We start from the raw sequence: 23,752 nt of genomic DNA, 5'->3' as shown, positions 1-23,752 counted from the left end.
ATCGAAAATCAGGGATATTTCAGTATGCAACTTGCTCTTCACATCACCTCCTCAAAATTGCACTGCCTCAATTCGCCATAGTTTTAACCTGGAAAAGCCACAGTTTAAGCACACAATTACCACACTCCTGTTCTACTCTGTTTTGAAGTCCTGACTTAACGGGTTTTCTGGAATTATGACCATGACTACGCCAACTTTATCACCCCTTCTGCAGCCAAGAATGTTTATACACCTCGGTTTACTCCTGGCTTTGATACTCTTTATTTCAGGCTGTGAACCCACACCAACAGAATCACAGCCAGAGAATGCCCCGTCACCGGAAGCAACCAGTCCTGACGCGCCAACGAGACAAGACAGAGCGGCGCTCAGTGCGCAATACGACGGTCAACTGTTAACCGTTTTAGACATATCTGAACGCACATTCAATGGTAAAAATGCCATTGCCGTTACCCTGTCTGTACCGCTTGACCTTGAAACGACATTCCAGCAGTTTCTCAATATTTCACTGAACACGCCGAACAACGGTTCAAGCCAAAGCAGTGGCAAAGTAGATGGCGACTGGGTTATCGATGACACTGGAAAAATCGCTTATTTCCCTTATATCGAACCGGAAGCCAACTACACGGTTTCTGTTTATCAAGGTCTCGCAGCGATCAATAATACTGAGCTAAAAGCAACCGAAATCACCACACTGAACACGCGCAAGGTTCCCCCTGCATTCAGTTTTTCAACCAAAGGGTCGTTTCTGGCACAAGGTCTGACAGAGGGATTACCGGTATCCGTTGTGAACGTGGATGAAGTGGAGATAAATTTCCACCGCTTGAAAGCCCCTCATATCAGCGCCTTTATTCAGGAAGTAAACGAGGCACGGCGCTATCGCTACTACAATTTACGTCGATTTTCTCAATGGAGTGATCTGGTTTATACGGGGAGATTCGACCTGAATCCGGAAGCCAACAAACGGGAAGACAAAGCCATTCCCGTTCAGGACATCCCTGAGCTCAAACAGCCCGGTGTTTACCTCGCGGTGATGAAGCAGCCAGGCAAGTATGATTATCAAAATGATGTGACCTATTTTATGGTGACAGATCTCGGGGTTCACGTTCGAGTCTATGCGGATCAACTCGACGTGCATGTTTCCTCCTTGAAGTCAGCCAATGCCATTTCAGGCGTGACCGTCAGCCTGATGGATCATCAAGGGCAAACGCTACAGGAAACAACCAGCAGCGGCAGGGGCCTTGCCAGCTTTGCCCGCAATACGCCGAATGCAGAAAGCGCCCGGTACATCGTGGCACAAACTAAAACCAGTTTTGCGATTGTCGAGCTAACAGGACCGCCGTTGGACCTGGCTGATTTCAACCTCGGTCAACGGCCATATCATCCGATTGATGCTTTTATTTATACCCCGCGAGATTTATACCGTCCTGGGGAAACCGTGGATATCTCCGCGTTATTGCGTAAGGCAGATGGGCGCGCACTGGATAGCTTCCCCGTCCGGGCCGTGATTCGCAAACCGGATGGCAGTGAGTCGAGCACGGTTACAATGGCTGAACAATCGGGTTTCTATCGGCATCATGCTTTCTCGATTCCCGGCAATGCGGCAACCGGGAAATGGACAGTACAACTGGATTGGGGGGCCGGTAAAAGCGAGTTATACGGCTTTCTCGTGGAAGAGTTTCTACCTGAGCGCATGAAACTCGAGTTTAACGAGGGCAAAACTGAAACTAAAACATTCAACCACCAGCAAACGCTGACCATACCCGTATACGGCGCCTATCTCTATGGTGCACCCGCTGCCGGTAACCGGCTCTCAACCAGTGTATTATCCTATCTCGCACGTCAACCGGTGGCGTCATTACCCAACTTCATCTTCGGCGATGAACGGGAAAACGCTCGGCAAACACTAAACCTCGACGATATCACACTCGATGAATCCGGCCAAACCGTGTTGAATATTCCGGCCCACTGGCAGCAAAATCATTCGCCCATTTATGTCAAATTAAACAGCAGTCTTTATGAAACCGGCGGTCGCCCGGTTGCCCGCAGCTATCAAGCTTTGCTGTGGCCTGAAGACGGTTATCTCGGCGTACGACCTGATTTTGGCGACGAAAGCCCTCAAGCCAACAGCCGAGTTCAGTTTGCCATTCTCCGGGCTCAGCTCGATGGCCAAAAACTTCCGGGTGAAAATATCGAATTGACTCTGATTCGGGAAGATCGGCAGTATTTTTGGGAGTACAATAGCCAGCAAGGCTGGCACTACGAATTCACCGAGAAAGAATTTCCAGTATTTAACCAGACCGTCAATTTCAACGCCGGAGAATCCGCAAAGATCGAAGTGCCCGTTGACTGGGGACGCTATCGCTTCGAGGCCCGTGATCGACAACGAAATGAAGTAACCACCGTGCGTTTCTTCGCGGGAACAGACTGGTATGCCAACTGGCGGCAAAGCCAGATCGGCAATACTGCCAGCAAACCTGACCAGGTCAATATCGTTTTGGACAAAGCGGCCTACAGAGGGGGCGAGACAGCACAACTGACGATTAATCCTCCCCATGCAGGTGAAGCCATCGTTCTGGTGGAATCCGATAAACCCTTGTGGTCCACACGACTGGCCATGGGTGCTGAAGCCAAAACCATCTCGATTCCCATTGACGCAAGCTGGCAACGCCACGACATTTATGTCTCCGTAGTCATGCTGCGCCCCGCCAGTAGAGAACAGGAAATAACCCCTGCACGCGCATTCGGTTTGATTCACTTACCACTTGATCGCTCGGAACGAACGTTGAACGTGAGCATTGAAGCCGATGACAAAACCGAACCGGAGCAAACCTTTCCCGTGAAAGTCAAGGTCGAGGGGCAGAGTATCCACCCCGCTTGGGTTACCTTATCTGCAGTTGATGTTGGCGTGTTGAATATCACGAATTACGACACCCCCAACCCTGAAGCACTGTTCTTTGGCCCCAGGCGCTACAGTATCGAATCCCGGGATATGTACAGCAAGTTGATTGAACTGAACCAGTATGAGCGTGCGGGCATTCGCTTCGGTGGCGACATTGATCTCAGTCAGGGCGGGGATGAACCGCTTTCAGAAGTACAAATCCTGTCGCAATTTTACAGACCACAACAGGTCGATGCCGAAGGCTATGCAACATTCCACCTCCCCCTGCCGCAGTTTAATGGCCAAATCCGATTAATGGCGGTAGCCTACTCGGAAGAAACTTTCGGCCACAATGATCATGAAACAACCGTTGCCTCGCCTATCGTGACGCAATTGGCAATGCCACGATTCCTGGGTGCCCATGACCAATCCCAAATCGCGCTGGATATTCACAATCTAAGTGGCGAAAGCAAAAACCTGGATGTCACAGTGCAGACCTCCCCCCCCTTGAAAAGCGAACAATTCACGAAAACGCTTGCGTTGAAGCATGATGAAAAAACCACTTTGACCTGGCCGATTCACGCTGATTTTGGATATGGTAAGGCACCCATAACCGTTAAGGTAACGGATACCGCTACTAATCCCCCTCTCAAGGCCATTGAACGCACCTGGAATCTCGGTGTCCGCCCAGCGTATTCCCCCGTCACCCGGCAAGAAAAAGTCGTGCTCGGAGCCGGCGACTCAGTAATCCTGGATGCTCTGACCCTGGATGCATACTATCAATCCGAATTGCGTGGAAAACTCAAAGTCAGTGCGAGACCCCCACTTAATCTGGACAGTCATCTGCAGTCACTGTTGCAATACCCGTACGGGTGTCTGGAACAAACCAGCAGTCGCGCCTTTCCCCTCGCAATCGCCACACAAGAGAACCTGCAACGATTCAACCTGGCAAAATTGGATGAAGCAGAGCGCTTGAAACGAATAAATACCGCACTGACCCGTATCGCCGGCATGCAGCTCAGTTCAGGTGGGTTCGGGTTGTGGGACAACCAATCCCCTGAAGAACATTGGCTGACTGCCTATGTGACGGATCTACTGCTACGCCTGCGAGATGAAGGTTATAGGGTATCTGAAAGCATTCTTGATAAAGCCCTGAAACGTTTACAGCACTATACCGTGACGCAGGGTGGGGCGATCAATCAACGCTACAGTGAAAACGAAACGCATTACACATTTGCCTATCAGGCCTATGCGGCTTACGTACTTGCACGGGTAAACAGAGACACCTTGGCTGCAACACGCTTGCTTCTGGATCGACTGCTACAACTGGACACCCACACAACGCGGGGACATGCACCAGTGGAATCCGGTCTGCCGTATTTGCACCTGGCGGCAGCTCTGAGACTACAGGGAGACCCATCACGGGCCGAACAAGCAATCGAAAAAGCGATCCATACAACACGCGATCAGCACCGCTATCTGGGTGATTACGGAACTCCACTTCGGGATCGTGCCTTGATGATCGCGCTAATGCTGGAACATCATATCGAAGAACATACGGCGCTCACCTGGGCCAATGAATTGACCGACCAGATCTACCAAAGGCGTTGGTTGAGCACGCAGGAGCGAAATGCATTATTCATGACCGGTTTGCAACTGGAAAACAAAATTGACACAGGTTGGGAGGCGAACATCACACTGGGGGAAAACCGCTTTGAGAGGAAACAAACCGTGAGCGAGCTCCTCGAACTCAATTCAAAGCAGTTACTCAAGCGTATTAATCTCACCAACAACGGTACAGGCCCACTGTTCATCGAACGAACTTACCGCGGCTATCCAAAAACCCCCGCCCCGGTTACTGATGCGGGCTACCATATCAGCCGACAATATTACAATACTCAAGGTGAGGCGATCGATCCAGACCAGATTAAATCCGGCGAATTGCTACTGGTACATTTGCAGGTAAACAGTGAAGACCGTCATCCGGATACGCTCGTCGTCGATCTATTACCTGCAGGCTTGGAGCTGGAAAACCAAAATCTCAGCCATGCAGTGAACCTGAATGACTTTGTGATCAACAATCAGCCCGTACAAAAGCTGATTTCCGGAACCACAATTACCTATCAGGAATATCGAGATGACCGTTACATTGCGGCCATCGATCTACGGTATCAGAAGGCGAACCTGTTTTATCTGGCGCGGGCTGTTACTCCCGGAATCTATCAAGTTCCAGCGCCTTTTGTCGAAGATATGTATCGTCCTGAACATCGGGGAGTGGGATTTACGCAAGATAAACTCAAGGTGCTTCCCCGCCAATGAACAGCACTCGGGGCTTTCTCAAAGCAGGAGGGTTACGACGCTCAGCACGGTTATTGCGCATTGCCACTCCAATCATGTTGATGGCCCTGGTTTTGATTGTTCTGGATCGCTGCTTTCCACTCAATCTGCCACAACACCAACGCCATTTTGCGCAAGTGGTGACCGATCGAGACGGAATACCGCTACGCCGCTTTGCAGACGACAAAGGGGTGTGGCGCTACCCCACCCACCTTGATGCGGTCTCCCCGCGATATATCGAAGCCTTACTGGGCTACGAAGATCGCTGGTTTTACTATCATCCTGGCGTCAACCCAATTGCTTTGGTCAGGGCATTTTTACAAAACGTGCAAGGTGGGAAGATTGTTTCCGGTGGTTCGACGATAACCATGCAAGTCGCTCGGCTGTTGCACCCCCACCCACGATCCGTTCCCGGGAAACTGTCACAGATTTTGCGCGCAATCCAATTGGAGTGGCATCTCGATAAACAGGAAATTTTAGCGCTTTATCTGAATAATGCGCCGTTCGGTGGGACGCTGGAAGGTGTGGAGGCTGCCGCCTTTGGCTACTTCAATAAGTCGGCGGCCCAGCTCAGTCATGCTGAAGCCGCCCTGCTGGCCGTGCTACCTCAGGCCCCAAGCCGATTCCGCCCTGATCGTCATCCTGGCCGGGCCGAGCAGGCACGGAACAAAGTATTGCAACGGCTTGGGGAATTTCAAATCTGGACTGAGCAGACGGTTCTTGAAGCCAGGCAGGAGAAAGTCGCAGCCTTCGGCCTGCAAAGTCCGCAGCTCGCACCGCTATTGGCGCGCCGCCTGATGCAGGACAACCCCGAACCACTACTGCAAACGACGCTTGAGTTCAACTTGCAACAGCGGGTGCAAGACTACGTCAAACTTTATACGGCGCAGCTCCCCGCTCACAGCAGTGTCGCCGTTCTGATTGTCGAGAATCAGAACATGGAAGCAAGAGCCTATGTGGGCAGCGGCCAATTCGGGAATACTCAACGCTTTGGTTATATCGACATGGTAACCGCGGATCGCTCTCCCGGGTCAACGTTAAAACCATTCTTGTACGGGATGGCTATCGATGCCGGATTAATCCATTCCCACTCACTCCTGACTGACACTCCCAGAAGCTATGGCCTGTATCAACCCGATAATTTTTCAGGCGGTTTCAATGGCCCGGTATCCGCAACAGCGGCATTGCAAAAATCCTTAAACATCCCCGCTGTAGATTTATTAGCGCGGCTTGGCCCGAAAACCTTCGTCAGTCGCTTGCAGCATATTGGAATACCGTTAACACTACCGAATCACGAGGCGCCAGGGTTGGCTCTGATACTGGGTGGAACCGGTACATCTCTGGAGGCTTTGGTCTCCGGGTTCGCCAGTCTGGCTCGAGGTGGATTGGTCGCTCCGGTTCGCTACCAGCACCATGAACCGCTCAAGAACAGACGCCTGTTTTCGGAGGGAACCGCTTGGGTGATACACCGGATATTACAAGACTCGCCACACCCCGACCAGCTCCGGACGCGACGGGCACGGGGTTCCAATACTGACAACCCCGGAATCGCCTGGAAAACAGGTACTAGCTATGGTTACCGGGATGCCTGGTCTATTGGCGTGTCATCAGACTATACCATCGGCGTCTGGGTAGGAAGGCCCGATGGAGCCCCGGTACCGGGGCATTTCGGCGCGGTAACAGCTACCCCGCTCATGTTCACCCTGTTTAAACAAATGCCTGCACGGCGTACGACAATCACCCGACCTGGTACCGTGACAGATGTTGAAATCTGTTGGCCTACGGGCACGAAAAAAGTCGATACCCGACCGAATCACTGCCACAAAACCCTGACATCGTGGAGTGTCGACAAGCAAGTTCCACCCACTTATGCTCTGGCACAAGAGAATCAGGTGGATCGATCACCTCTGACGACAATCTGGATTAACCCCGAAACCGGACTGAGGGTTGATCAGAATTGCGTAAACATCAAACGGGTAAAACGTCGCGTTGCACTTTGGCCCGGGATAGTAGAGCCATGGCTACCAGCAGAGCAAAAGCGTGGACAACAAGTCCCGCCACTTGATCCCCGTTGCGAACAACCCGCTGAATTAAGTGGTCAGAGTCTGGTCATACACAAACCCGAGACCGATACCCTTATTCAACCCCCTCCGGGTAGCAACGAGTTACCCACAATAGCGCTCAGTACTTTGGGGGGAATCGAGCACATTGGCTGGTATGTAAATGGCCAGTTGTGGAAACAGACCGCGCCGAATCAAAGTGTTGCCTTCAAACCGGAGCACCCCGGAAAATTCGAGTTCGTCGCGGTGGACGGTAGTGGCAATACGGACCGACGTATTCTTTACTTCACTTCATCGCGACGCCCAGCCCCAAAACCAGGCTCAGACATATCGCTTCGTTCCAGCGTAGAATCGCCCGCCCTGTCTGAACCAAAACCTGAATCCGGGTGAAGTGTCCGAGTTATTAATTCGGGATCAGTCGCTGTGTTCGCCGCCCGAGCGGCGGACGCGGTATTGCTGCCCGCTGGTGGATCATCAACCAGATCCAACACCGCACTCGAAGCCCCGAACACGACCTTTCCGCCAAGCTTAACGGAACCATAAATCAGACCGCTAATACCATGGTGTGCAGTTTTAACAACTGTCGCCGCAGGTTTTACTGGCGTTTTCTCCAAAATATCCAGTGGTTCATCCGCAATGGAATGATGAATTTTTTCCACCGTATCCACGGTTTTCTCAAACCCAGTTCCAAGCAGCTTGATCAGTCCGGAAAGTTGCTGTTTATCCATTTTTTTCCTCACTAAGTTTGAACCACAACCTGTCACAACTACATATCACAACTACATGCCACAACAACATGTCACAACAACAGTGCACTTATCATAATTGATTCTGGCACCACTTCAGTATTTGTTCGTACACACGATCAGAATGAGCCAATGCAAGGTGATGAGTTGCATCAAAATGGGCATATTCACTCAACGCCGGAGCATTCGCAGGTCTGGCGCTGTCCACACGCACTAATGCATCGCCCACCATCTGGTTGGCGAAACGATTCTTCTCCGACGACACGGCACCACTGATGAAGAAATGGCGAACAGCGTCATTAAAGGGTAAATACTCATCCTGATCCGGGCCAAAATTAACACCGTGGCGCAGGTCTTTAATTCCCTGACTTCGAATATTCACCCAGTCTGCCCAGATATTGACATAGGAGCGAGGCACTACACCCAGTACTTTACCTGCGATATGGCCCAATTTTTCCAACGGCGCGCCGGAGTGAGGTGAACCGAGATAGAATACCCGGCTGACTTTATGTAACCAATTCTGTGTCGATTCATGCTCCAAAAGCTGAGCATAGCGCAACAGCAGACCACCCATGCTGAATCCGATACAAACAATTTCATCAACTTCGACGGGACTGGCATTGACGAATTGCGTCATTAACGCCGAAAAACGGTGGGCGTTGTCCATAATTTTCAGACCGGTATTGTAGCGAAGATACAATGGAATATAACGGGCATCGCGGGCGAGCCGCAAGCCATAGTTATCACGTCCAAACTCTGATGTGGATTGATCCGTGATGGATGCGGGTTGATCCATCGTCTCGCGCAAGGGGAAATCCCAAATGGTTTCATCATTGGTCAAACCATGGAGAAGCACGACCAGTTTGACCGGGCATCGCTCAAGAGGTGCAACGCCATCTCCCTGCGAGTACTGATCGATTAATGGCGTCAAATGGTCTGGCTCAAGTAACCTGGACTGATGATAAAACCCCATATCGATGGCTAAAGGGTTACCACTTTCAACCAGATAATCCCCCAGAATTCCATTCAGGATCGAAATCCCCTGGCTTTCTACCCGGCGCCATGACATTCGTTTTTTCACTTTTCCATGCTCCAGCTTGAAAATAGAAAATATTAGGAATACGTTAATTGCTATAAAATATACAACTATTTTCAGTTAGTGTACACATGAACACAAAAAATAAATAGCTTACCAAAGCACGTTTTTGAAAACATTGAGTGCTATTTTTGTGCTCACTTGAGTACAAACAAGGTAGTATGAACACTCTACATCAACTTATTTAATGGAACTTCGCGAACCAAACCGTAAATCGGCGAGAAATAGGACTGATCTCGAAGGTTGAGTTTGGGCCTGAAACGGTAACACACCCCAGAATTTCATTTCATTTTCTAACTTGTGTTTACAGGTGTCAGTCTAACAAAATAATTCGAAATTATTCTTTTATGCTCGATTTACAACACTCTTCGAAAACAACTCCATTCATCAGCACAGCGTGATACGGCAGGTCAATCTGGAAATTGACGGAGAAGTCTGGACAATAGGGCCATATTTTTTTGCCGCAAAAACCGGCACAATTGAACTTCAAAGTAGATAGCGTTATTAATGGGAAACTAGCATGAACAGAATGATCGACCTCACCTCTTCCGTGGTTGCTTCAACCCTTCGTTCCTGGCGGGGCAGCATGAGTAGCAAAGCATCCACGTTGCTCAAGCAACCGATCCAGCTTTTCGATCAGGAAGGACACCCCCAGTGCCGCTTGGTTCGGGAGGCGATTACCGAATTAAATCTGGATACCATGATTTACCCCTGCCCCGAAGGTGGCACCCGCCACACCGAACGACTTAAGGAATTGGCAGGTCACCAGATTATTCCGTTCCTGTATGACCCGAATACCGGCTATAAGGCGACGGGAGTCAATGCAATTGTGTCTTATCTGTTCGACCACTACAGCAAACGCAAAGCGCCTTCGTTCTTGCTCGAATCACCCATTACTGTCGCCTCATCAAAACTGGCATCGCTGGCCCGCTTCCAAGCCGGCACCAAAGCCAGAGCGTCCAAAACCCCAAACCAGTCACTCACCCTTTATAGCTTTGAAGCCAGTCCCTTTTCGCGTTTGGTTCGTGAGAAACTAAGTGAACTGGAACTCCCTTACTTACTGGTCAACCTGGGTAAACAACAACGAGCAGATATTGGCCCTGCTGTGATGCGACTGACCTTGAAGCCCTATCGCCCCTTGCCCGGAACCAAGCGCGATGAGTTTTTCAAGAAGTATGGTGATGTTCAAGTACCATTCCTGATTGATCCGAATAACGATACCGAAATGTTCGAGTCAGCGGATATTGTGCGTTATCTGGAAGACAAATACGCGCAATAAATTATCCATCCAGGCCTGCAGCATTAATCCAGTCTTGCAGGTCTGGCTCAAGATAAACCTGATCCAGTAACTCACCAGCCCAGGGCTCATCCTTCAGGTAGCTCAGAATACGCACCGCCATAACCTGCACTGCCGGAACTTCACTCCAGACCGATTTACTCAAACAACGCCAGTGGAGAATATCCATCCGTTTCGGTTTTTCGATATTGCCCCGACAAACAGCACACAGGAATAAAGTACGATCCAGTTCCGGCGTTTCAGAAAGAGGTGGAATTTCAAACGGCTGCAAGGCCACACCGCACTCAAGACAGAGCTCACAACAAGCACCTGAACGCCGCGCCAGGTCTTTTCCCAATAGACTGATCAGACCTACTCGTTTTAAATGTTTATCATGGCCTTTTGACATGCACACCTCCAGGGCCTCGTCGTGCTCGACCGTCTTTATTACCCGACCTGTTTTATGGTAAGAGAATACTTAACCATAGTTGAGAGTATATCCTCCGTCGAGCATCAAGATGGCGGGACGCTCTCCCCTGATCGCTTCACGAATGCGGTGACTTGGTATACACTAGGTGCCAGAGATATGTAAGGGTGTGTCTGCCGGAGTCCTTTATCTTTATCTGTCGTTGTACGAATAGACGTAGATTGTAGCTCTGACTAATGCTGTGATACTGCCCAAGAAATCTCGGCCCCTCTATAGGGATGCAGTTTCCGGGTTTAACATCCCGGCACAGATTGAGTCAAGTTGCACACAAAGGTAATTTCAGCATGTCCGAGAAACTAACCGGCACCGTCAAGTGGTTTAATGAAAGCAAAGGTTATGGCTTCATCACACGGGACGGCGGTCGTGATTTATTTGTCCACTTCAGCAGCATTCAAACCGACGGGTTCAAAACCCTGAAAGAAGGTCAGAAGGTCGCATTTATCGAAGGCGTGGGTCAGAAAGGTCCCCAAGCTGAGCAGGTTAGCCCTATCAGCTGACACAGCAGAGGCCATGTGTGGCGCTCCATATGTGGCTTCTCTTCATCTCTATTCACCCCCAAATTCACCTGTTTGCAAAAGGAGAACTTATATGTCCATAGCAAACGGAAAAGTCGTACAAATTCACTATACCCTGACCGATAATGACGGTAATGTTGTTGATTCATCCCAGGGCGCAGAGCCTTTAACCTACCTTCATGGTGCCAGCAACATCATTCCTGGCCTGGAAAATGCCTTGACGGGCAAAAACGAAGGCGACGAGCTGAATGTTACCATCGCTCCGGAAGATGGTTATGGCCCACACGTACCCGAACTGGTACAGGAAGTGCCTCGAGAAGCCTTTCAGGGTGTGGAACAAATCCAGGCAGGGATGACTTTCCAAGCTGCAGATGCAAGCGGTAACACACAGAATGTGGTCGTTACAGCCGTCTCTGATGAAGCAGTCACCGTTGATGGCAACCACCCTCTGGCCGGTCAGGATCTCAACTTTGCGGTTTCTGTTGTGACCATTCGTCAGGCAGAAGAAGAGGAAATCGCACACGGACATGTGCACAACTAGCCTCGCGACATAACAGCGGCCCTGTACTGATTATATACAGGGTTAATAGTGGTTGACGTTTCAGTTATGGCTATTGCTGCACTTCAGTGATCATACCTGAAACGTCAATACTGTAGTCGATACACAGCTACCTGCCACAAAACGGGTCAACAACACAGCAAACGATGTCAACACGCCTTACCTACCCAAGCGAAGCCCCTTGCCCCTGTGGCAGCCAGCAAACTTACCTGACCTGTTGCCAAGCATTACACAACACGGTATCTCACGCAGAAACCGCACTGCAATTAATGCGTTCACGGTTTAGTGCTTTTTACTTACAGGATGCGGATTATCTGTGCAGAACCCATGCGAAAGCTGCACGTCGCGAAAATGAAAAAGTAGAATTGCTGGCCAGTTTTCAACAAACGCAATGGCTCGGCCTGCAAATCATTGAAACGGTGGAAGGTAACAAAAATGAATCCGAAGGCTGGGTTGAATTTGTCGCCAGTTACTGTTCAAGCCTGGCACCAGCTCTGAGCCGAGCACGTCCGATTTCTGAACTCGACATTGGCAGGCAAGCGATTCATCAACTTCGCGAAAAGTCCTATTTTCACCGGGAAGAAGGGCATTGGGTTTACGCCGCCGGCACAATCAAAAACACATCGCCTCCGGGACGAAATGACCCATGCTGGTGTGGAAGTGGCAAAAAGCTGAAGAAGTGCCACCCCCCGGCATAATACGCAAGACGCGAAAGCCATGGGCGCAGCACCAGCCTGGATCATCTACCTTTGTACCTGCTTAACGATCACGCACCGCACACCGTGCCACAACGACCGCTAAAACACTACAAATCAGCGAACGAATCATCACCACCGGTGTAACTGCTACCGCGGTCAACGGCATTCATTGAGAGTGATAACGGGCAACGACGGGTTGATATGTGCCTGGAGTATTTACTCCATGTTTTCTCCAGGAGCGTTTCCGCGGGCTTTTCGCCCATCATGACCCGCACCATATCACGCTGTTCGTCGTTTTCCGGTAATAATGATCCATCCGCTAATTGAGACAAGGTGACACCTGTTTCACTCAGCAATTCCGCTTCGCGGATGGAAAATAAGCCGGACCGTTTGAAACCACGAGGAAAGTGGATGTTATCAAAAAATTTCTTACCTGACACAAAGCTTTGACTTGTCATCAATCGCTCCTTAAACAAAATCAGACTCAAAACATCAATACCGCTAGGAATGTAAGCAATGTTTGCTTAGCCAGTCATCCAACAGTCTCTTTCAGCCAGCCCGCAGCAAACGCTCAACTGCACATGGTACGCTGACTACACTGCACTTTTCTTACCGTTTTCCTGCAAAATTCAATCAGTAGGCTGTGCTATCTCAGAATAAAGATCGAATCACAAAATTAGTCAATAGTTTTTTATGTAATTAAACTTAAAAAGAAACATCCACTGCACCACACAGAAACCTCATCAATGGGCTTGATGCCCCGTAGGCTTCAGCCACTTCGTTAATAAACTCAATGGATTGTGCCTCTTTTGCTGAAGTACGCGCCATAAGATAGAAGCTCTTTCGCTTTATATCCTCCAGGTGCGGCTGATCCGCTTTAAATCCCCGAGGCGGACGGGTTAAGGGCTCACCGCTGACGCCATCGGGAAAGTGCTTATGCAGGTGCGTGTTTTCAAGCACCGCTGTCCACTCATCCGGCTTGGCTACAATTCGTTCGCGGATTTTTAGTAACTGCGGGGAACCCGGTAGCCAGACCCCGCCACCAAATAGCACTTCATCTGGAGCGAGGTGAAGATAGAAACCGGGCGCATGCGCATCTTTTCCAGCTTCATGGCGAAACTGACAAGCGCCGTGTTCTTTATACGGACGCTTGTCTTTGGAAAAACGAACATCCCGATAGATTCGAAACATTGATCCCCCCACTTTTTTGGGACTGGCAATAAAATAGGGCGAAATACCATACAGACGAGGCGACATGGCCTCAATGAAAGCCTGTATGGGCTCTACCACACAACGTTCATATTCAACTTTATGTTCGCTAAACCAGGATTTATTGTTGTTAGCTTTTAATTCAGTAAAAAAACTGAAAAACGACGGCTCAAAGCCGGAAAAAGATGTAGACACGAGCATCCCCCGCAGTGGCATGGCTGGCAAAAACTTTTACAGCAGCTATCAGGTCAGTTGAGACAACACAACAAGCGGTAAGTTATGACCGAACCACAGCAAATTTGCAAGCCACTCGGAAGCGCAGAACCCAGACGTGGATCGCAAAGCGAATTCAGGGAAATTAACAAGAACGGACAAGGTGGTCGGCGGTCAACCGCCGACCGGGAGAAGGATAAGCAATCCCGTTATACAGGCAAGAACAGAAAAAGAGGTTACCTAATCGACCGCTACAAAATACTTAGGATCTTCCAATACGTTGACCTCAACGAGGTCACCCGCCTTTTTCAACATCGAGCGACATTCCGGACTCAAGTGGCGCAAATGGAGTGTTTTGCCTGCAGCGAGATAACGCTCAGCAACACTGTCAATAGCCTCCAGACCGGAGTGGTCACACACGCGGGAGTGAAGAAAGTCGATAATAACGTCATCAGAGTCCTCTTTCGGTGTGAACTGTTCCGAAAAGTCAGTGACAGAACCAAAGAAAAGCGGTCCATTGACATCATAAACAGTTGATCCATCTTCAGACACCTTACGCTTGATCTGAACATGCTTTGCGTGTTCCCAGGCAAACACGAGCGCCGAGACAATAACACCAACGATCACGGCAACGGCCAGGTCGGTCGCAACGGTTACCCCGGATACCAGCACCAACACAAATGCATCATGTCGGGGAATCTTGCGAATAATCCGGAAGCTACTCCACTCGAAGGTGCCCATTACAACAATAAACATAACGCCAATAAGGGCGGCAACAGGAATTTGTTCAATCAACGATGATGCAACCAAGATAAATAAGAGCAAACAAAGCGCCGCGGTAATCCCGGACAACCTCCCACGGCCACCAGAGTTGACGTTGATCATACTCTGGCCAATCATGGCACAGCCACCCATTCCACCAAAAAAGCCGGTTGTTACGTTGGCAACCCCTTGGCCAATACATTCTTTATTACCTCGACCACGGGTCTCGGTAATTTCATCCACAAGTCGCAAGGTCAGCAGAGACTCAATCAAGCCGATGGCAGCGAGAATGACGGCATATGGGAAAATAATTTGCAACGTTTCCCAGTTTAAGGGTACAGAGGGGATATGGAAGCTCGGGAGTTCGCCCGCGATCGAAGCCACATCACCGACCACGCGAGTATCCAGACCCAAGCCAATAACCAGCAGACTTACTACAAGAATAGCAGCAAGTGAAGACGGTATAGCGGTAGTCAATTTTGGGAGAAAATGAATAATGGCCATGGTCAACATAACCAGCCCGAGCATCATGTACAGTTCGGTTCCACCCACCCAGGCAACATCAACGACTGAACCTTCAAAATAGGTGCCAGACAACCAGCCCGCCTCATTCGCAACGCCAAACTGCTGCAGTTGCGCCAAAAAGATAACAATGGCCAAGCCATTTACAAAACCAAGCATCACAGGGTGGGGCACCATACGAATGAACTTACCCAGACGCAGAACACCCGCCAGTACCTGCAAAATCCCCATCAATACCACAGTCGCAAACAAATACTCGACGCCATGTTGAGCCACCAGGCTGACCATAACAACGGCAAGTGCGCCTGTTGCACCTGAGATCATGCCTGGACGACCGCCGATACACGCAGTAATTAAACCAACCATAAACGCCGCATAAAGCCCCACTAATGGCTCAACGCCGGCCACAAATGCGAAAGCAACCGCCTCAGGCACCAGCGCCAGGGCAACCGTCAAACCAGATAATACGTCATCTTTAATACTGACATTCTTGTTCAAACGAAATTCGAACAACCTAACCTCCAACAAACAACGATATTTTGACAACAAGGCGTGTTGATCCCGATCAGGACCTTAAACCATCGTCAAGACAGAAATGTGAACAGACACGAGGGGCGCGAATTGTAACGGATTTGGTGCCTCAACACCAACTTCAGATCATTTTTCACTCAAATACAAACCTTCAACTACAAACCTTCAACTACAAACCTTCAACTACAAACCATTTACTACAAATCTTTTACTACGCACTTTCAACAGTGCTATTGTCCAGCTGTCGGTTTCTGATCCTGAACCAAGACATAAGGTTTTAGGACTAAAGCCCAAAGTTCTACCTGCTGTTCAAACCAGGCTAATGCTTGCTCATCATTTACTGGAGCAACAAGACCTGCAGATATCCAGCGTTCGAATTGCCCTTTATTGTCCTCGCTGAATTGAAATCCCACCTCAACAAGATCCAATTCCCCTGCAACCCAAATCACTTTACCTTGTGCGAACCAGGGCTGCAGTTGCAGCCAGGGAATGGTTCCCGTCTCTAACAGCAGCTTTTCCCGGGAAGACCGGGGGAAATTATCTTCAAAAGATTCCGTAGACATCCATCACACCTTCAGCAAATTAAACGATGAACAAAAAAAGGGGCAAGACTGACCAAAATAAATTCAATTAGCAAGTATTTCAGAATGCGAATCGTCAAAAGTAGACAAATTTTGTCACCCTGAAAAAGTTATAAATACCATGCCCCAACAATTTTTGATGCGGGATAATACGCTGCACGGCACTTTTTTTACGACGGTCGAGCTGAAATTTATCCAGACGAGCCATTCAAATGATAAGACGAAGCTGAAATACACCTTTTTGAATCATGAAGTTAAAGCAAAAAAACCACATCCAGACACAGCAAGTCCAACACAAACACCGCATTGTTTTTTCCAGCAAAGCGAACGATTTAATAAACCAGAACAGAAAAAAGCAATCCTGGCACGAAATCCGCTTAGGTACAGCAAGGTCAATGTAGCAGAATATTCACAATGGCTGATAACCCCTCAGTGTAGAAGCCGAGCCCCTAGCGCATCAACAACGGCTTTTACACTGACCTAAATATGTCGGATTTGTCTATATGAAGCATTTACCAAACGCATCAAAAAATGGAAAGGCTACTTCAGGGAAGCAGAACATAATTGACCTTAACACCCATAGGATTCAACGCGCCAAAGCAATTCGACTGCGACAAACAGGGCTGAATTGGAACAACGACACGCAGCCGTTGCTGTGCGGTCATCAGGGTACCTATGAGACTGAAAGCTGGGTTCGGCTCGCCCAGCATTAGAAGAGGCAGGTATGACGACAGGCAGGTATGACGACAGGCAGGTCTAACTCAAGAAGCGGTCACGGTATATTTTAGGCGCGCATAATATCACGCTCTGCGCTTCAAATTTGCTTGCTCTTGCTCAGTCTGTACTTTTTGCACATACAATTCGTCCACGAAATAGCGCTGGCCTTCCCTCAGCCCGGCACAACACGCTTTTATGTACTGCACCTCTCCACGAACGGTGAGACTCACGTTATTGGTCAACATAACTGATGGTGCTTCACCATCGACTCTCGCCTCATCAATCAAAACTGCAAATTCGCCGGAATCATCCCGATAAACCAGAAAAAAGGATACAAACTGCCCTTCAACTTCAAACAAACGTAACCACATCGCTGCGTTGAACGTCAATTCTTTCAGCGGAGCCTTACCGGCAGCGGCAACTTTACTATTATCCTCTTTGCCTTGACCAAGACGCAGCTTTTGCAAGAAGGAACTACGCTTTTTCTCGTCCAATGGATCAGAACACTTTGGTCCATCCACGTACTCCGACATGGGTACCTGTGCCAGTACTTTCATCTTTAACAATTTGGTTGGTATTTTTTCGTTCATGACTCGCCTCGATCCACCTTCAATTCGAATGACGCATCACTGAATTGAAAAATTAATAAATTAGCATCAACACCTCCAACTATATCGTGCTTGCTTATTTGCTTACCGTGCACAAGACTATGACTTCCTGATACACCGGTCACAACCTTACTTTTGTTTACTATTCCAATAACTTAGCGTTACCAAAGCACTGTTTCAAGTTACATAAATCAATCGTAATTCGATGCAACAGCAGCGCTGCTGTACCTGTGAGATATCCCTTATCCTGCCAGTTGAAAGCCTTTCACATTGAAATCGGGTACACTAGAAACCATATTCACTCTACATTCACAAAATTAAGATGAGACTCGATTATGCAAAACCAATCTGGTGCCCCTGAAGTCAAAATGGATACTGATGCATTGTACCTGGAAGAGGTGTTTACCGACCAAAAAGTCGGGACCATTCGCAAAATGACACCTGTAACCATTGACGGTACACCTGATGCCAATCGACCTACCCTGTTCTTGGGTCAGGCACAAATGCTCACTCCAGCCGGGGCGTTACCATTAAATTTTGAAATCGAAGCCGCGACTCTCGCTGAAGCAGTTGAGAAATTCTCCGCAGCAGCTCAGGATTCCATGGAAAAAACCATTGAAGAGCTGAAAGAAATGCGTCGACAACAAGCCTCTTCACTGGTGATTCCGGATGGTGCTGGTGGTATGGGTGGTATGCCTGGCGGCGGCAAAATTCAAATGCCATAACACCCAAAACCAACTCACTTGGGTGTACACGAGGGCCCGGTACTGATTACGGGCCTGAGTTGTTTATCTTCGCAGTTGTAACCGCACACGATTCCCCATTCAATTCAAGTAATCCAATTTACTGCCCCTCAAAATCGATCATCCCACGAAAGCAGCCTTGAGCATATTTGCTTTACCGATAAAGACAGCGCCAATTCCTACGACTTTGGTATTAGTCATTCACATTTTTTTACACAAAAACGGTAAAAAGTCACATTTTTTGAAAAATTAGTATGAATCACCTAGGGTCTCTGACGCACTATTGTGACGTACATCACATAGAGGAGGTTCGTGATGAATCAAATTAATCGACTTATGTTTACTCGGCCCTTGGCTTTAGCCATCATTTTTTCTGTTGGATTGGAGCTTGTTAATTATCTGGTATTCGGTTTGCTCGCCAACACTCAAGGCGCCAACCTTGGCCAATTTGTCTGGATGGTATTGCTCGGCGGTATCGGTATGGGCGCAGTGTTGGGCGCGTTTATCGACATAATCCTGGTCGGGCGGGTATCTGGAAAAGAAGGTATCCAGGGTACCGTTCTGTTGTCCTGTATGACTATCGGTATCACCGCAAAACTTTTAACTCTGAATTTAACACCACTTGCAACTGATTTTGGTGCCAGCTACTTCCCTGCACTGTACCTGGTAACCGGAATCGCAACTGCAGCCATTTCCGGGTTGATTATGGGCTGGTTACTGTTCACTGAAGAGGGTAATGACCAACTGGATAAGTGGAAATTGTAAAATTAACGGTTAACGACACACTTCAATGCTTCAATCTGCTGTGCATCAATGCACAGCAGCCCCGTTCAAGCTACCCTTAGAGGCAAATAGACCAAACCCCTCAGCCTCTCTAATCAAAGGATTAACACCTTGACTTCGGGTATGCTCAACGAAATTATCATTATCTTGACACTGACCGTTTTACTTGCCGCGTGGCTCCAACGCTATGGCATTCCAACCATACTGCTCTATTTTCTGGTCGGGATTGTGGTTGGCCCCAATGTAACCGGCTTGGTAAGCGACCCACATGCATATCATATACTCGCCGAGTTTGGGGTCGCCTTTTTACTGTTCACCCTTGGTTTGGAATTTTCGTTACCGCGCTTGTTTGCATTACGGAAAACCGTATTCGGCATGGGCTCACTGCAAGTCGTTATCTGTCTCGCCGTGTTTCTTGTGGCCAATCTCGCATGGGGAAGCGAACTCAGCACGGCCTTTATTGCGGCCTCTGCGCTGGCACTCTCCTCCACCGCAATCGTTACCAAAGAGCTTGCGCGCTATCAGCAGATCAACACACGACATGGACAAATTGCAATTGGTATTCTGCTGTTTCAGGATATTGCAGCGGTCGTTTTATTGATTTTCCTGTCCGCCACCGGGAAAAGTGGTGACAGTGGACTTTTCATGACACTGATCTGGACTCTGATCAAAGGTGCGGGGTACTTTCTGTTTATTGGCTGGTCTGGCAAATACATTCTGCCCCCACTCTTCACCCGCATCAGCGCGACTAAATCTCAGGAACTGTTTGTTCTGACCGTACTCACCGTAGCACTGAGCGCCGCTGCAATTGCTCATTTTCTCGGACTCGCCATGGCACTCGGCGCGTTTATGGCGGGAATGATGTTGGGTGAAAGCCATTTTCGCCATCAAATTGAGAATGAAATCAGGCCCTTTCGGGACTTATTGCTTGGCTTGTTTTTCGTCTCAATCGGCTTTATGGTCGATTTTGAGTTACTCACCGAATACTGGTACCGCATCCTGTTCTTCTCAGCGTGCCTGATCATCTTCAAATGCGCCCTGATTACACTATTGTGTGTTCTTTTGGGGGACAAGCATTCAGATGCACTTAGGGCAGGAGTCGTGTTGTGCCAGGGCGGAGAGTTTGGTTTCGCCTTGATTGCCATGGGACAAGGCGATCAGTTGATACCCGTTGATCAGGCTTCATTCTTTGTCAGTATTATCGTTGTCAGCATGGCCGTCACCCCCTTCCTGATGAAACATGTCGACCCCATCGCCCAAACCGTTCTGCGCCGATTGTCACGCTCGACACAAACAGACCCCCTTCCAGCATTCGCGCATGATTCAGTCGCGGACTCGCACTCGGAAACAGCAGTGGAGCAAAACAACTCGGAAAAGCAACAACACGTCATGATTCTCGGCTATGGCCGTGTAGGGCAGGCACTCGGCAGATTTATGCAACAAGAAGATATTCCCTATGTCGCCATTGATGATGACCCCGCGCGCGTCAGAATGGCTCGGGATGCGGGTGAAACCGTATTCTTCGGGGATACCCGAAACTTATCCATTCTCGAAAAGCTAGGCCTGGATCATGCGGCATTGGTGGTTATCAGTTTCGATGATTACCTGACCTCGAAACACATCATTGTCGCGATTCGTGCCACGGGTAATTCCCGGCCGATTATTGTCCGAAGCCGTGACGACAGCCATGCTGATGTGCTGATTGAGTCCGGGGCAGACGAAGTTATACCTGAAATTCATGAGGCGAGCCTGACGATTGTCTCTGCAGTCATGGCCAGCTTGAACATTTCCAACGACCGCATCGACAACTTGCTCAATTCCGTTCGAGCCTCTCGTTACAATGTACTCAAAGGATATTTCCTGGGCGAGAAATCCCGGCAAAGTTTGTCACCGGATGTCGATGCTCAGATCATGCAGCCAGTCTACCTGCCTCAAGGGGCTTGGGCTTGTTCGAAAGCCCCTGGGGAACTCAACTTGGGGCCTCACGGCGTGACCCTGCATTCCATCCGTCGACAGGAGCAGACACTGCTTGCCCCCTATGAAAATTTATTGTTCGAGCGTGGCGATATTGTTGTGCTTGGGGGAAAAGTTTCTCAAGTCGAAGCCGCTGAAGCCTACTTGCTCACGGGCGTTCACTGAGTTTCGCTTTATCTCGGGGCCACTGGCTCAACTGGCCCCTCAGTCATTTCACCATTAGGCGATTCGCTGCTCGGCATTTCTCCGCCCGGCATCTCGCCGCCTGGAACTTCACCGCCGGGCATTTCACCGTCTGGAATTTCTCCGCTGGGCATCTCGCCGTCTGGAACGTCTCCGCCGGGCACCTCGCCGTCTGGAACTTCTCCACCGGGCATTTCACCGTCTGGAACTTCTCCGCCGGGCATTTCACCGTCTGGAATTTCTCCGCTGGGCATCTCGCCGTCTGGAACTTCTCCGCCGGGCATTTCACCGTCTGGAACTTCTCCGCCGGGCACCTCGCCGTCTGGAATTTCTCCGCTGGGCATCTCGCCGTCTGGAATTTCTCCGCTGGGCATCTCGCCGTCTGGAATTTCTCCGCCGGGCATCTCGCCGTCTGGAATTTCTCCGCTGGGCATCTCGCCGTCTGGAATTTCTCCGCCGGGCATCTCGCCGTCTGGAACTTCTCCGCCGGGCACCTCGCCGTCTGGAATTTCTCCGCTGGGCATCTCGCCGTCTGGAACTTCTCCGCCGGGCGTTTCACCGTCTGGAACTTCACCGTCTGGCTCACTTCCAGCTTTATCACGACAAAGTACCCGAACATTGGTGACGGGTTCGAATGCAATGATGCCTTGGGCGTTATCCAGCACACACTCAAATTGATCCGGGATCTCGACAATACGCACGAGATAAGGCTGCTCGGGTTGCAGCCGTGAAGTAAAGGAGAACGTTCTGGGGAAAGTAGTGATTTGTTCTCTGTCATTAAGCGAGAGCGTGATCGGCCCTTCCAGACCCAGAATAGAACCCGAAACAGTAAACGACTTGGGCAATAGCGGCAACGATGCCTCAAATTCATCAGCCTTATCCCGAGGCACCAGCTGATCAGCCCCGGCAGCCGCAATGAAGTTTATAACCTGCTGATCATTTTCAAATTCATCCAAGGTGAAATCGAGGTTATCGGCAAAATCTTCAGCTTGGGTTCGAATCGTTTCATTTAAGGCGATCCCATTTTCCTGATCGCCATCTTCATCCAGTGTTAACAACAAGCGGTAAATGTTGCGCCGGATTTTTTGTTTCCCCTCATCTGTTTGATCCGGAAAACTTTGAGAGACGATATCCTCAAAGCTCACCTCATCACCCGGATCACGGATAATCCCCAGGATTCTTCCCCCCAGGCGCATACGATCAATCTCCACGGCCGTAACAACTTCCTCGACGTCACAATTCTTCTTAACCCCCATACAAAATGCAGTACTCGCAGACTCGCCACACATTTCGTAGTACTCAAACTCACCATTCAGCCCGGTAACACCCGCCACTGACTTTTTAATACCGGCAACAGTCGCTTCCGTTTCACTGCTATAAGAGAGTCCACTCACCCCTTCGAGCGTGGCAGACTTTTTAATTGGCTCGTTTTCATCGGAACCATTATCACAACTGTTTTCAGTAAAAAATTCATTGTCTTCCTGTTCTACAACCAACGCCTCGATTTCGCTGGTTATCGCCTCACAAGCTTCAATAGTTGAGGTTTCATCAGTAGATACGACATCCAGCAAACCTGCCATCTGATCTTCGCTAAATTCAATACCCTGATCCAGAGCCTGAATGACATAATGCTGGCCGACAGCAATCTTGTTACGAATGATCTCTTCATCTTCCCCTTGAATACCGTTAATAATGCTGACCGCTATTTCCTGAAGGCTGATCCGGCCATTTTCAAGTTCATCTACGTAAAATGCCAATCCAGCATCATCCGCACTTCGGCTGAATGCCTGCAAATAGAGATTATTAATCAACGTCTCGGAATCAAGATGTGCAAAATTGCTTTCAAACTCTTCCGAGTTGCCGAAGCTTTCGATAATGGCATCCAACGAACCTTGTTGCTCAACCTCTCCGCTCCAAAATTCAAGTCCCGCCGTGTCTGGAATCCGCCCGTAATAAGCAATGTAAGCACTAATGACTTTATTTTCTGCACCGCTAAATTCAGCAGATGAACATTGGGCTGTCACAAAAGTGGAAAAACCCTGGGTGAATGCCGCCAAAAGAAAAGCAAATAACCCTGAATGTCTGATCATATTGATTACAACCCTGTAAATGGGATAAAACGTCGCTGCACACAGGATAGTGTAGACCCAGAATACAAAGTCGACCTAGAATACATAAACTGTATCGTTTTAGGGCTCAGGTGGAGGAAAGTTGAGGCAAAATCCAATGTGGCCACTTCTTTGTCACCACCAAACTTTGTAAACTAGGGCGCGA

Annotated in this window: 19 protein-coding genes; 10 read left to right on the top strand and 9 right to left on the bottom strand. The window is 49.2% G+C overall.

What is annotated here, in order from left to right; translation table 11 throughout:
• Positions 1–181: 181 nt before the first annotated feature.
• Together OLMES_RS03050 and pbpC are read left to right on the top strand one after the other, a co-directional pair.
• Positions 182–5,197 carry an alpha-2-macroglobulin family protein gene (locus OLMES_RS03050; protein ID WP_198343205.1) on the top strand — a complete coding sequence of 1,672 codons (5,016 nt, stop codon included), beginning with the start codon at positions 182–184 and terminating at the stop codon, positions 5,195–5,197.
• On the top strand, positions 5,194–7,665 hold the full coding sequence (pbpC, locus tag OLMES_RS03045) for a penicillin-binding protein 1C (RefSeq protein ID WP_087459899.1): 2,472 nt from the start codon (positions 5,194–5,196) through the stop codon (positions 7,663–7,665). Before OLMES_RS03050 ends, pbpC begins: the two co-directional genes overlap by 4 nt.
• Here the strand turns inward: pbpC and OLMES_RS03040 are convergent.
• Both OLMES_RS03040 and OLMES_RS03035 read right to left on the bottom strand, forming a co-directional pair.
• Positions 7,557–8,003, bottom strand: a complete 447-nt coding sequence (locus tag OLMES_RS03040; RefSeq protein WP_087459898.1) for a hypothetical protein — start codon at positions 8,001–8,003, stop codon at positions 7,557–7,559. The two genes, pbpC and OLMES_RS03040, sit on opposite strands and share 109 nt — an antisense overlap.
• Before the next feature lie 91 nt (positions 8,004–8,094).
• On the bottom strand, positions 8,095–9,102 hold the full coding sequence (locus tag OLMES_RS03035) for an esterase/lipase family protein (RefSeq protein WP_087459897.1): 1,008 nt from the start codon (positions 9,100–9,102) through the stop codon (positions 8,095–8,097).
• A 535-nt stretch (positions 9,103–9,637) separates the two neighbouring features.
• On the opposite strand from OLMES_RS03035, the gene OLMES_RS03030 reads away from it, so the two are divergent.
• A complete protein-coding gene (locus tag OLMES_RS03030) occupies positions 9,638–10,396 on the top strand; it encodes a glutathione S-transferase N-terminal domain-containing protein (RefSeq protein ID WP_198343204.1) in 759 nt (252 codons plus the stop codon).
• Between the two features lies 1 nt (position 10,397).
• Here OLMES_RS03030 and OLMES_RS03025 read toward each other — a convergent pair whose 3' ends face one another.
• On the bottom strand, positions 10,398–10,802 hold the full coding sequence (locus OLMES_RS03025; protein WP_087459896.1) for a hypothetical protein: 405 nt from the start codon (positions 10,800–10,802) through the stop codon (positions 10,398–10,400).
• Between the two features lie 362 nt (positions 10,803–11,164).
• Here OLMES_RS03025 and OLMES_RS03020 point away from each other — a divergent pair, with 362 nt between their 5' ends.
• From OLMES_RS03020 to OLMES_RS03010, 3 genes are all read left to right on the top strand, one after another.
• Positions 11,165–11,377 (top strand): cold-shock protein, encoded by a 213-nt coding sequence (locus OLMES_RS03020; protein WP_087464307.1) that lies wholly within the window; start codon positions 11,165–11,167, stop codon positions 11,375–11,377.
• Positions 11,378–11,468: 91 nt separating this feature from the next.
• Positions 11,469–11,936 carry an FKBP-type peptidyl-prolyl cis-trans isomerase gene (locus OLMES_RS03015; RefSeq protein ID WP_087459895.1) on the top strand — a complete coding sequence of 156 codons (468 nt, stop codon included), beginning with the start codon at positions 11,469–11,471 and terminating at the stop codon, positions 11,934–11,936.
• Positions 11,937–12,100: 164 nt separating this feature from the next.
• Positions 12,101–12,652, top strand: coding sequence for a YchJ family protein (locus OLMES_RS03010; RefSeq protein ID WP_087459894.1), 552 nt, complete (start codon positions 12,101–12,103; stop codon positions 12,650–12,652).
• Between the two features lie 107 nt (positions 12,653–12,759).
• Here the strand turns inward: OLMES_RS03010 and maoP are convergent, their stop codons facing one another.
• The 4 genes from maoP to OLMES_RS02990 all read right to left on the bottom strand — a co-directional run bounded on the left by maoP (position 12,760) and on the right by OLMES_RS02990 (position 16,452).
• Positions 12,760–13,110: a DUF413 domain-containing protein gene (gene maoP / locus OLMES_RS03005; RefSeq protein WP_087459893.1), complete on the bottom strand. Its 351-nt coding sequence runs from the start codon at positions 13,108–13,110 to the stop codon at positions 12,760–12,762.
• Positions 13,111–13,357: 247 nt separating this feature from the next.
• Positions 13,358–14,062, bottom strand: coding sequence for a DUF2461 domain-containing protein (locus OLMES_RS03000; protein ID WP_087464306.1), 705 nt, complete (start codon positions 14,060–14,062; stop codon positions 13,358–13,360).
• A gap of 252 nt (positions 14,063–14,314) precedes the next feature.
• On the bottom strand, positions 14,315–15,871 hold the full coding sequence (locus OLMES_RS02995) for a SulP family inorganic anion transporter (RefSeq protein ID WP_087459892.1): 1,557 nt from the start codon (positions 15,869–15,871) through the stop codon (positions 14,315–14,317).
• A 248-nt stretch (positions 15,872–16,119) separates the two neighbouring features.
• Entirely contained in the window at positions 16,120–16,452 is a 333-nt protein-coding gene (locus OLMES_RS02990; protein ID WP_087459891.1) for a DUF2288 domain-containing protein, read from the bottom strand.
• Between the two features lie 139 nt (positions 16,453–16,591).
• Here OLMES_RS02990 and OLMES_RS02985 point away from each other — a divergent pair, with 139 nt between their 5' ends.
• Positions 16,592–16,954, top strand: a complete 363-nt coding sequence (locus tag OLMES_RS02985) for a hypothetical protein (RefSeq protein WP_087459890.1) — start codon at positions 16,592–16,594, stop codon at positions 16,952–16,954.
• 316 nt (positions 16,955–17,270) lie between these two features.
• On the opposite strand, the gene OLMES_RS02975 is transcribed toward OLMES_RS02985, so the two are convergent.
• The gene (locus tag OLMES_RS02975) at positions 17,271–17,777 is read right to left on the bottom strand and encodes a hypothetical protein (RefSeq protein ID WP_087459888.1); all 507 of its coding nucleotides are present in this window, start codon (positions 17,775–17,777) and stop codon (positions 17,271–17,273) included.
• 353 nt (positions 17,778–18,130) lie between these two features.
• Between OLMES_RS02975 and OLMES_RS02970 the strand changes: the two genes are divergently transcribed.
• From OLMES_RS02970 to OLMES_RS02960, 3 genes are all read left to right on the top strand, one after another.
• A complete protein-coding gene (locus tag OLMES_RS02970) occupies positions 18,131–18,520 on the top strand; it encodes a hypothetical protein (RefSeq protein ID WP_232465252.1) in 390 nt (129 codons plus the stop codon).
• 333 nt (positions 18,521–18,853) lie between these two features.
• Positions 18,854–19,303, top strand: a complete 450-nt coding sequence (locus OLMES_RS02965; RefSeq protein WP_087459887.1) for a hypothetical protein — start codon at positions 18,854–18,856, stop codon at positions 19,301–19,303.
• A 141-nt stretch (positions 19,304–19,444) separates the two neighbouring features.
• Positions 19,445–21,460 carry a cation:proton antiporter domain-containing protein gene (locus OLMES_RS02960; RefSeq protein ID WP_087459886.1) on the top strand — a complete coding sequence of 672 codons (2,016 nt, stop codon included), beginning with the start codon at positions 19,445–19,447 and terminating at the stop codon, positions 21,458–21,460.
• An 8-nt stretch (positions 21,461–21,468) separates the two neighbouring features.
• Here OLMES_RS02960 and OLMES_RS02955 read toward each other — a convergent pair whose 3' ends face one another.
• A complete protein-coding gene (locus OLMES_RS02955) occupies positions 21,469–23,568 on the bottom strand; it encodes a DUF4214 domain-containing protein (protein ID WP_087459885.1) in 2,100 nt (699 codons plus the stop codon).
• Positions 23,569–23,752 lie beyond the last annotated feature (184 nt).

The organism is Oleiphilus messinensis, from assembly GCF_002162375.1.
Taxonomy (GTDB): Bacteria; Pseudomonadota; Gammaproteobacteria; order Pseudomonadales; family Oleiphilaceae; genus Oleiphilus; species Oleiphilus messinensis.
This window is presented reverse-complemented; position numbering and strand designations above follow the sequence as displayed.

Excerpts from the sequence above, each read along its gene's own strand:
- OLMES_RS03050 (WP_198343205.1), top strand. The coding sequence starts at position 182 with ATGACTACGCCAACTTTATCACCCCTTCTGCAGCCAAGAATGTTTATA.
- pbpC (WP_087459899.1), top strand. The coding sequence starts at position 5,194 with ATGAACAGCACTCGGGGCTTTCTCAAAGCAGGAGGGTTACGACGCTCA.
- OLMES_RS03040 (WP_087459898.1), bottom strand. The coding sequence starts at position 8,003 with ATGGATAAACAGCAACTTTCCGGACTGATCAAGCTGCTTGGAACTGGG.
- OLMES_RS03030 (WP_198343204.1), top strand. The coding sequence starts at position 9,638 with ATGAACAGAATGATCGACCTCACCTCTTCCGTGGTTGCTTCAACCCTT.
- OLMES_RS03025 (WP_087459896.1), bottom strand. The coding sequence starts at position 10,802 with ATGTCAAAAGGCCATGATAAACATTTAAAACGAGTAGGTCTGATCAGT.
- OLMES_RS03020 (WP_087464307.1), top strand. The coding sequence starts at position 11,165 with ATGTCCGAGAAACTAACCGGCACCGTCAAGTGGTTTAATGAAAGCAAA.
- OLMES_RS03015 (WP_087459895.1), top strand. The coding sequence starts at position 11,469 with ATGTCCATAGCAAACGGAAAAGTCGTACAAATTCACTATACCCTGACC.
- OLMES_RS03010 (WP_087459894.1), top strand. The coding sequence starts at position 12,101 with ATGTCAACACGCCTTACCTACCCAAGCGAAGCCCCTTGCCCCTGTGGC.
- maoP (WP_087459893.1), bottom strand. The coding sequence starts at position 13,110 with ATGACAAGTCAAAGCTTTGTGTCAGGTAAGAAATTTTTTGATAACATC.
- OLMES_RS03000 (WP_087464306.1), bottom strand. The coding sequence starts at position 14,062 with ATGCTCGTGTCTACATCTTTTTCCGGCTTTGAGCCGTCGTTTTTCAGT.
- OLMES_RS02990 (WP_087459891.1), bottom strand. The coding sequence starts at position 16,452 with ATGTCTACGGAATCTTTTGAAGATAATTTCCCCCGGTCTTCCCGGGAA.
- OLMES_RS02985 (WP_087459890.1), top strand. The coding sequence starts at position 16,592 with ATGCCCCAACAATTTTTGATGCGGGATAATACGCTGCACGGCACTTTT.
- OLMES_RS02975 (WP_087459888.1), bottom strand. The coding sequence starts at position 17,777 with ATGAACGAAAAAATACCAACCAAATTGTTAAAGATGAAAGTACTGGCA.
- OLMES_RS02970 (WP_232465252.1), top strand. The coding sequence starts at position 18,131 with ATGCAAAACCAATCTGGTGCCCCTGAAGTCAAAATGGATACTGATGCA.
- OLMES_RS02965 (WP_087459887.1), top strand. The coding sequence starts at position 18,854 with ATGAATCAAATTAATCGACTTATGTTTACTCGGCCCTTGGCTTTAGCC.
- OLMES_RS02960 (WP_087459886.1), top strand. The coding sequence starts at position 19,445 with ATGCTCAACGAAATTATCATTATCTTGACACTGACCGTTTTACTTGCC.
- OLMES_RS02955 (WP_087459885.1), bottom strand. The coding sequence starts at position 23,568 with ATGATCAGACATTCAGGGTTATTTGCTTTTCTTTTGGCGGCATTCACC.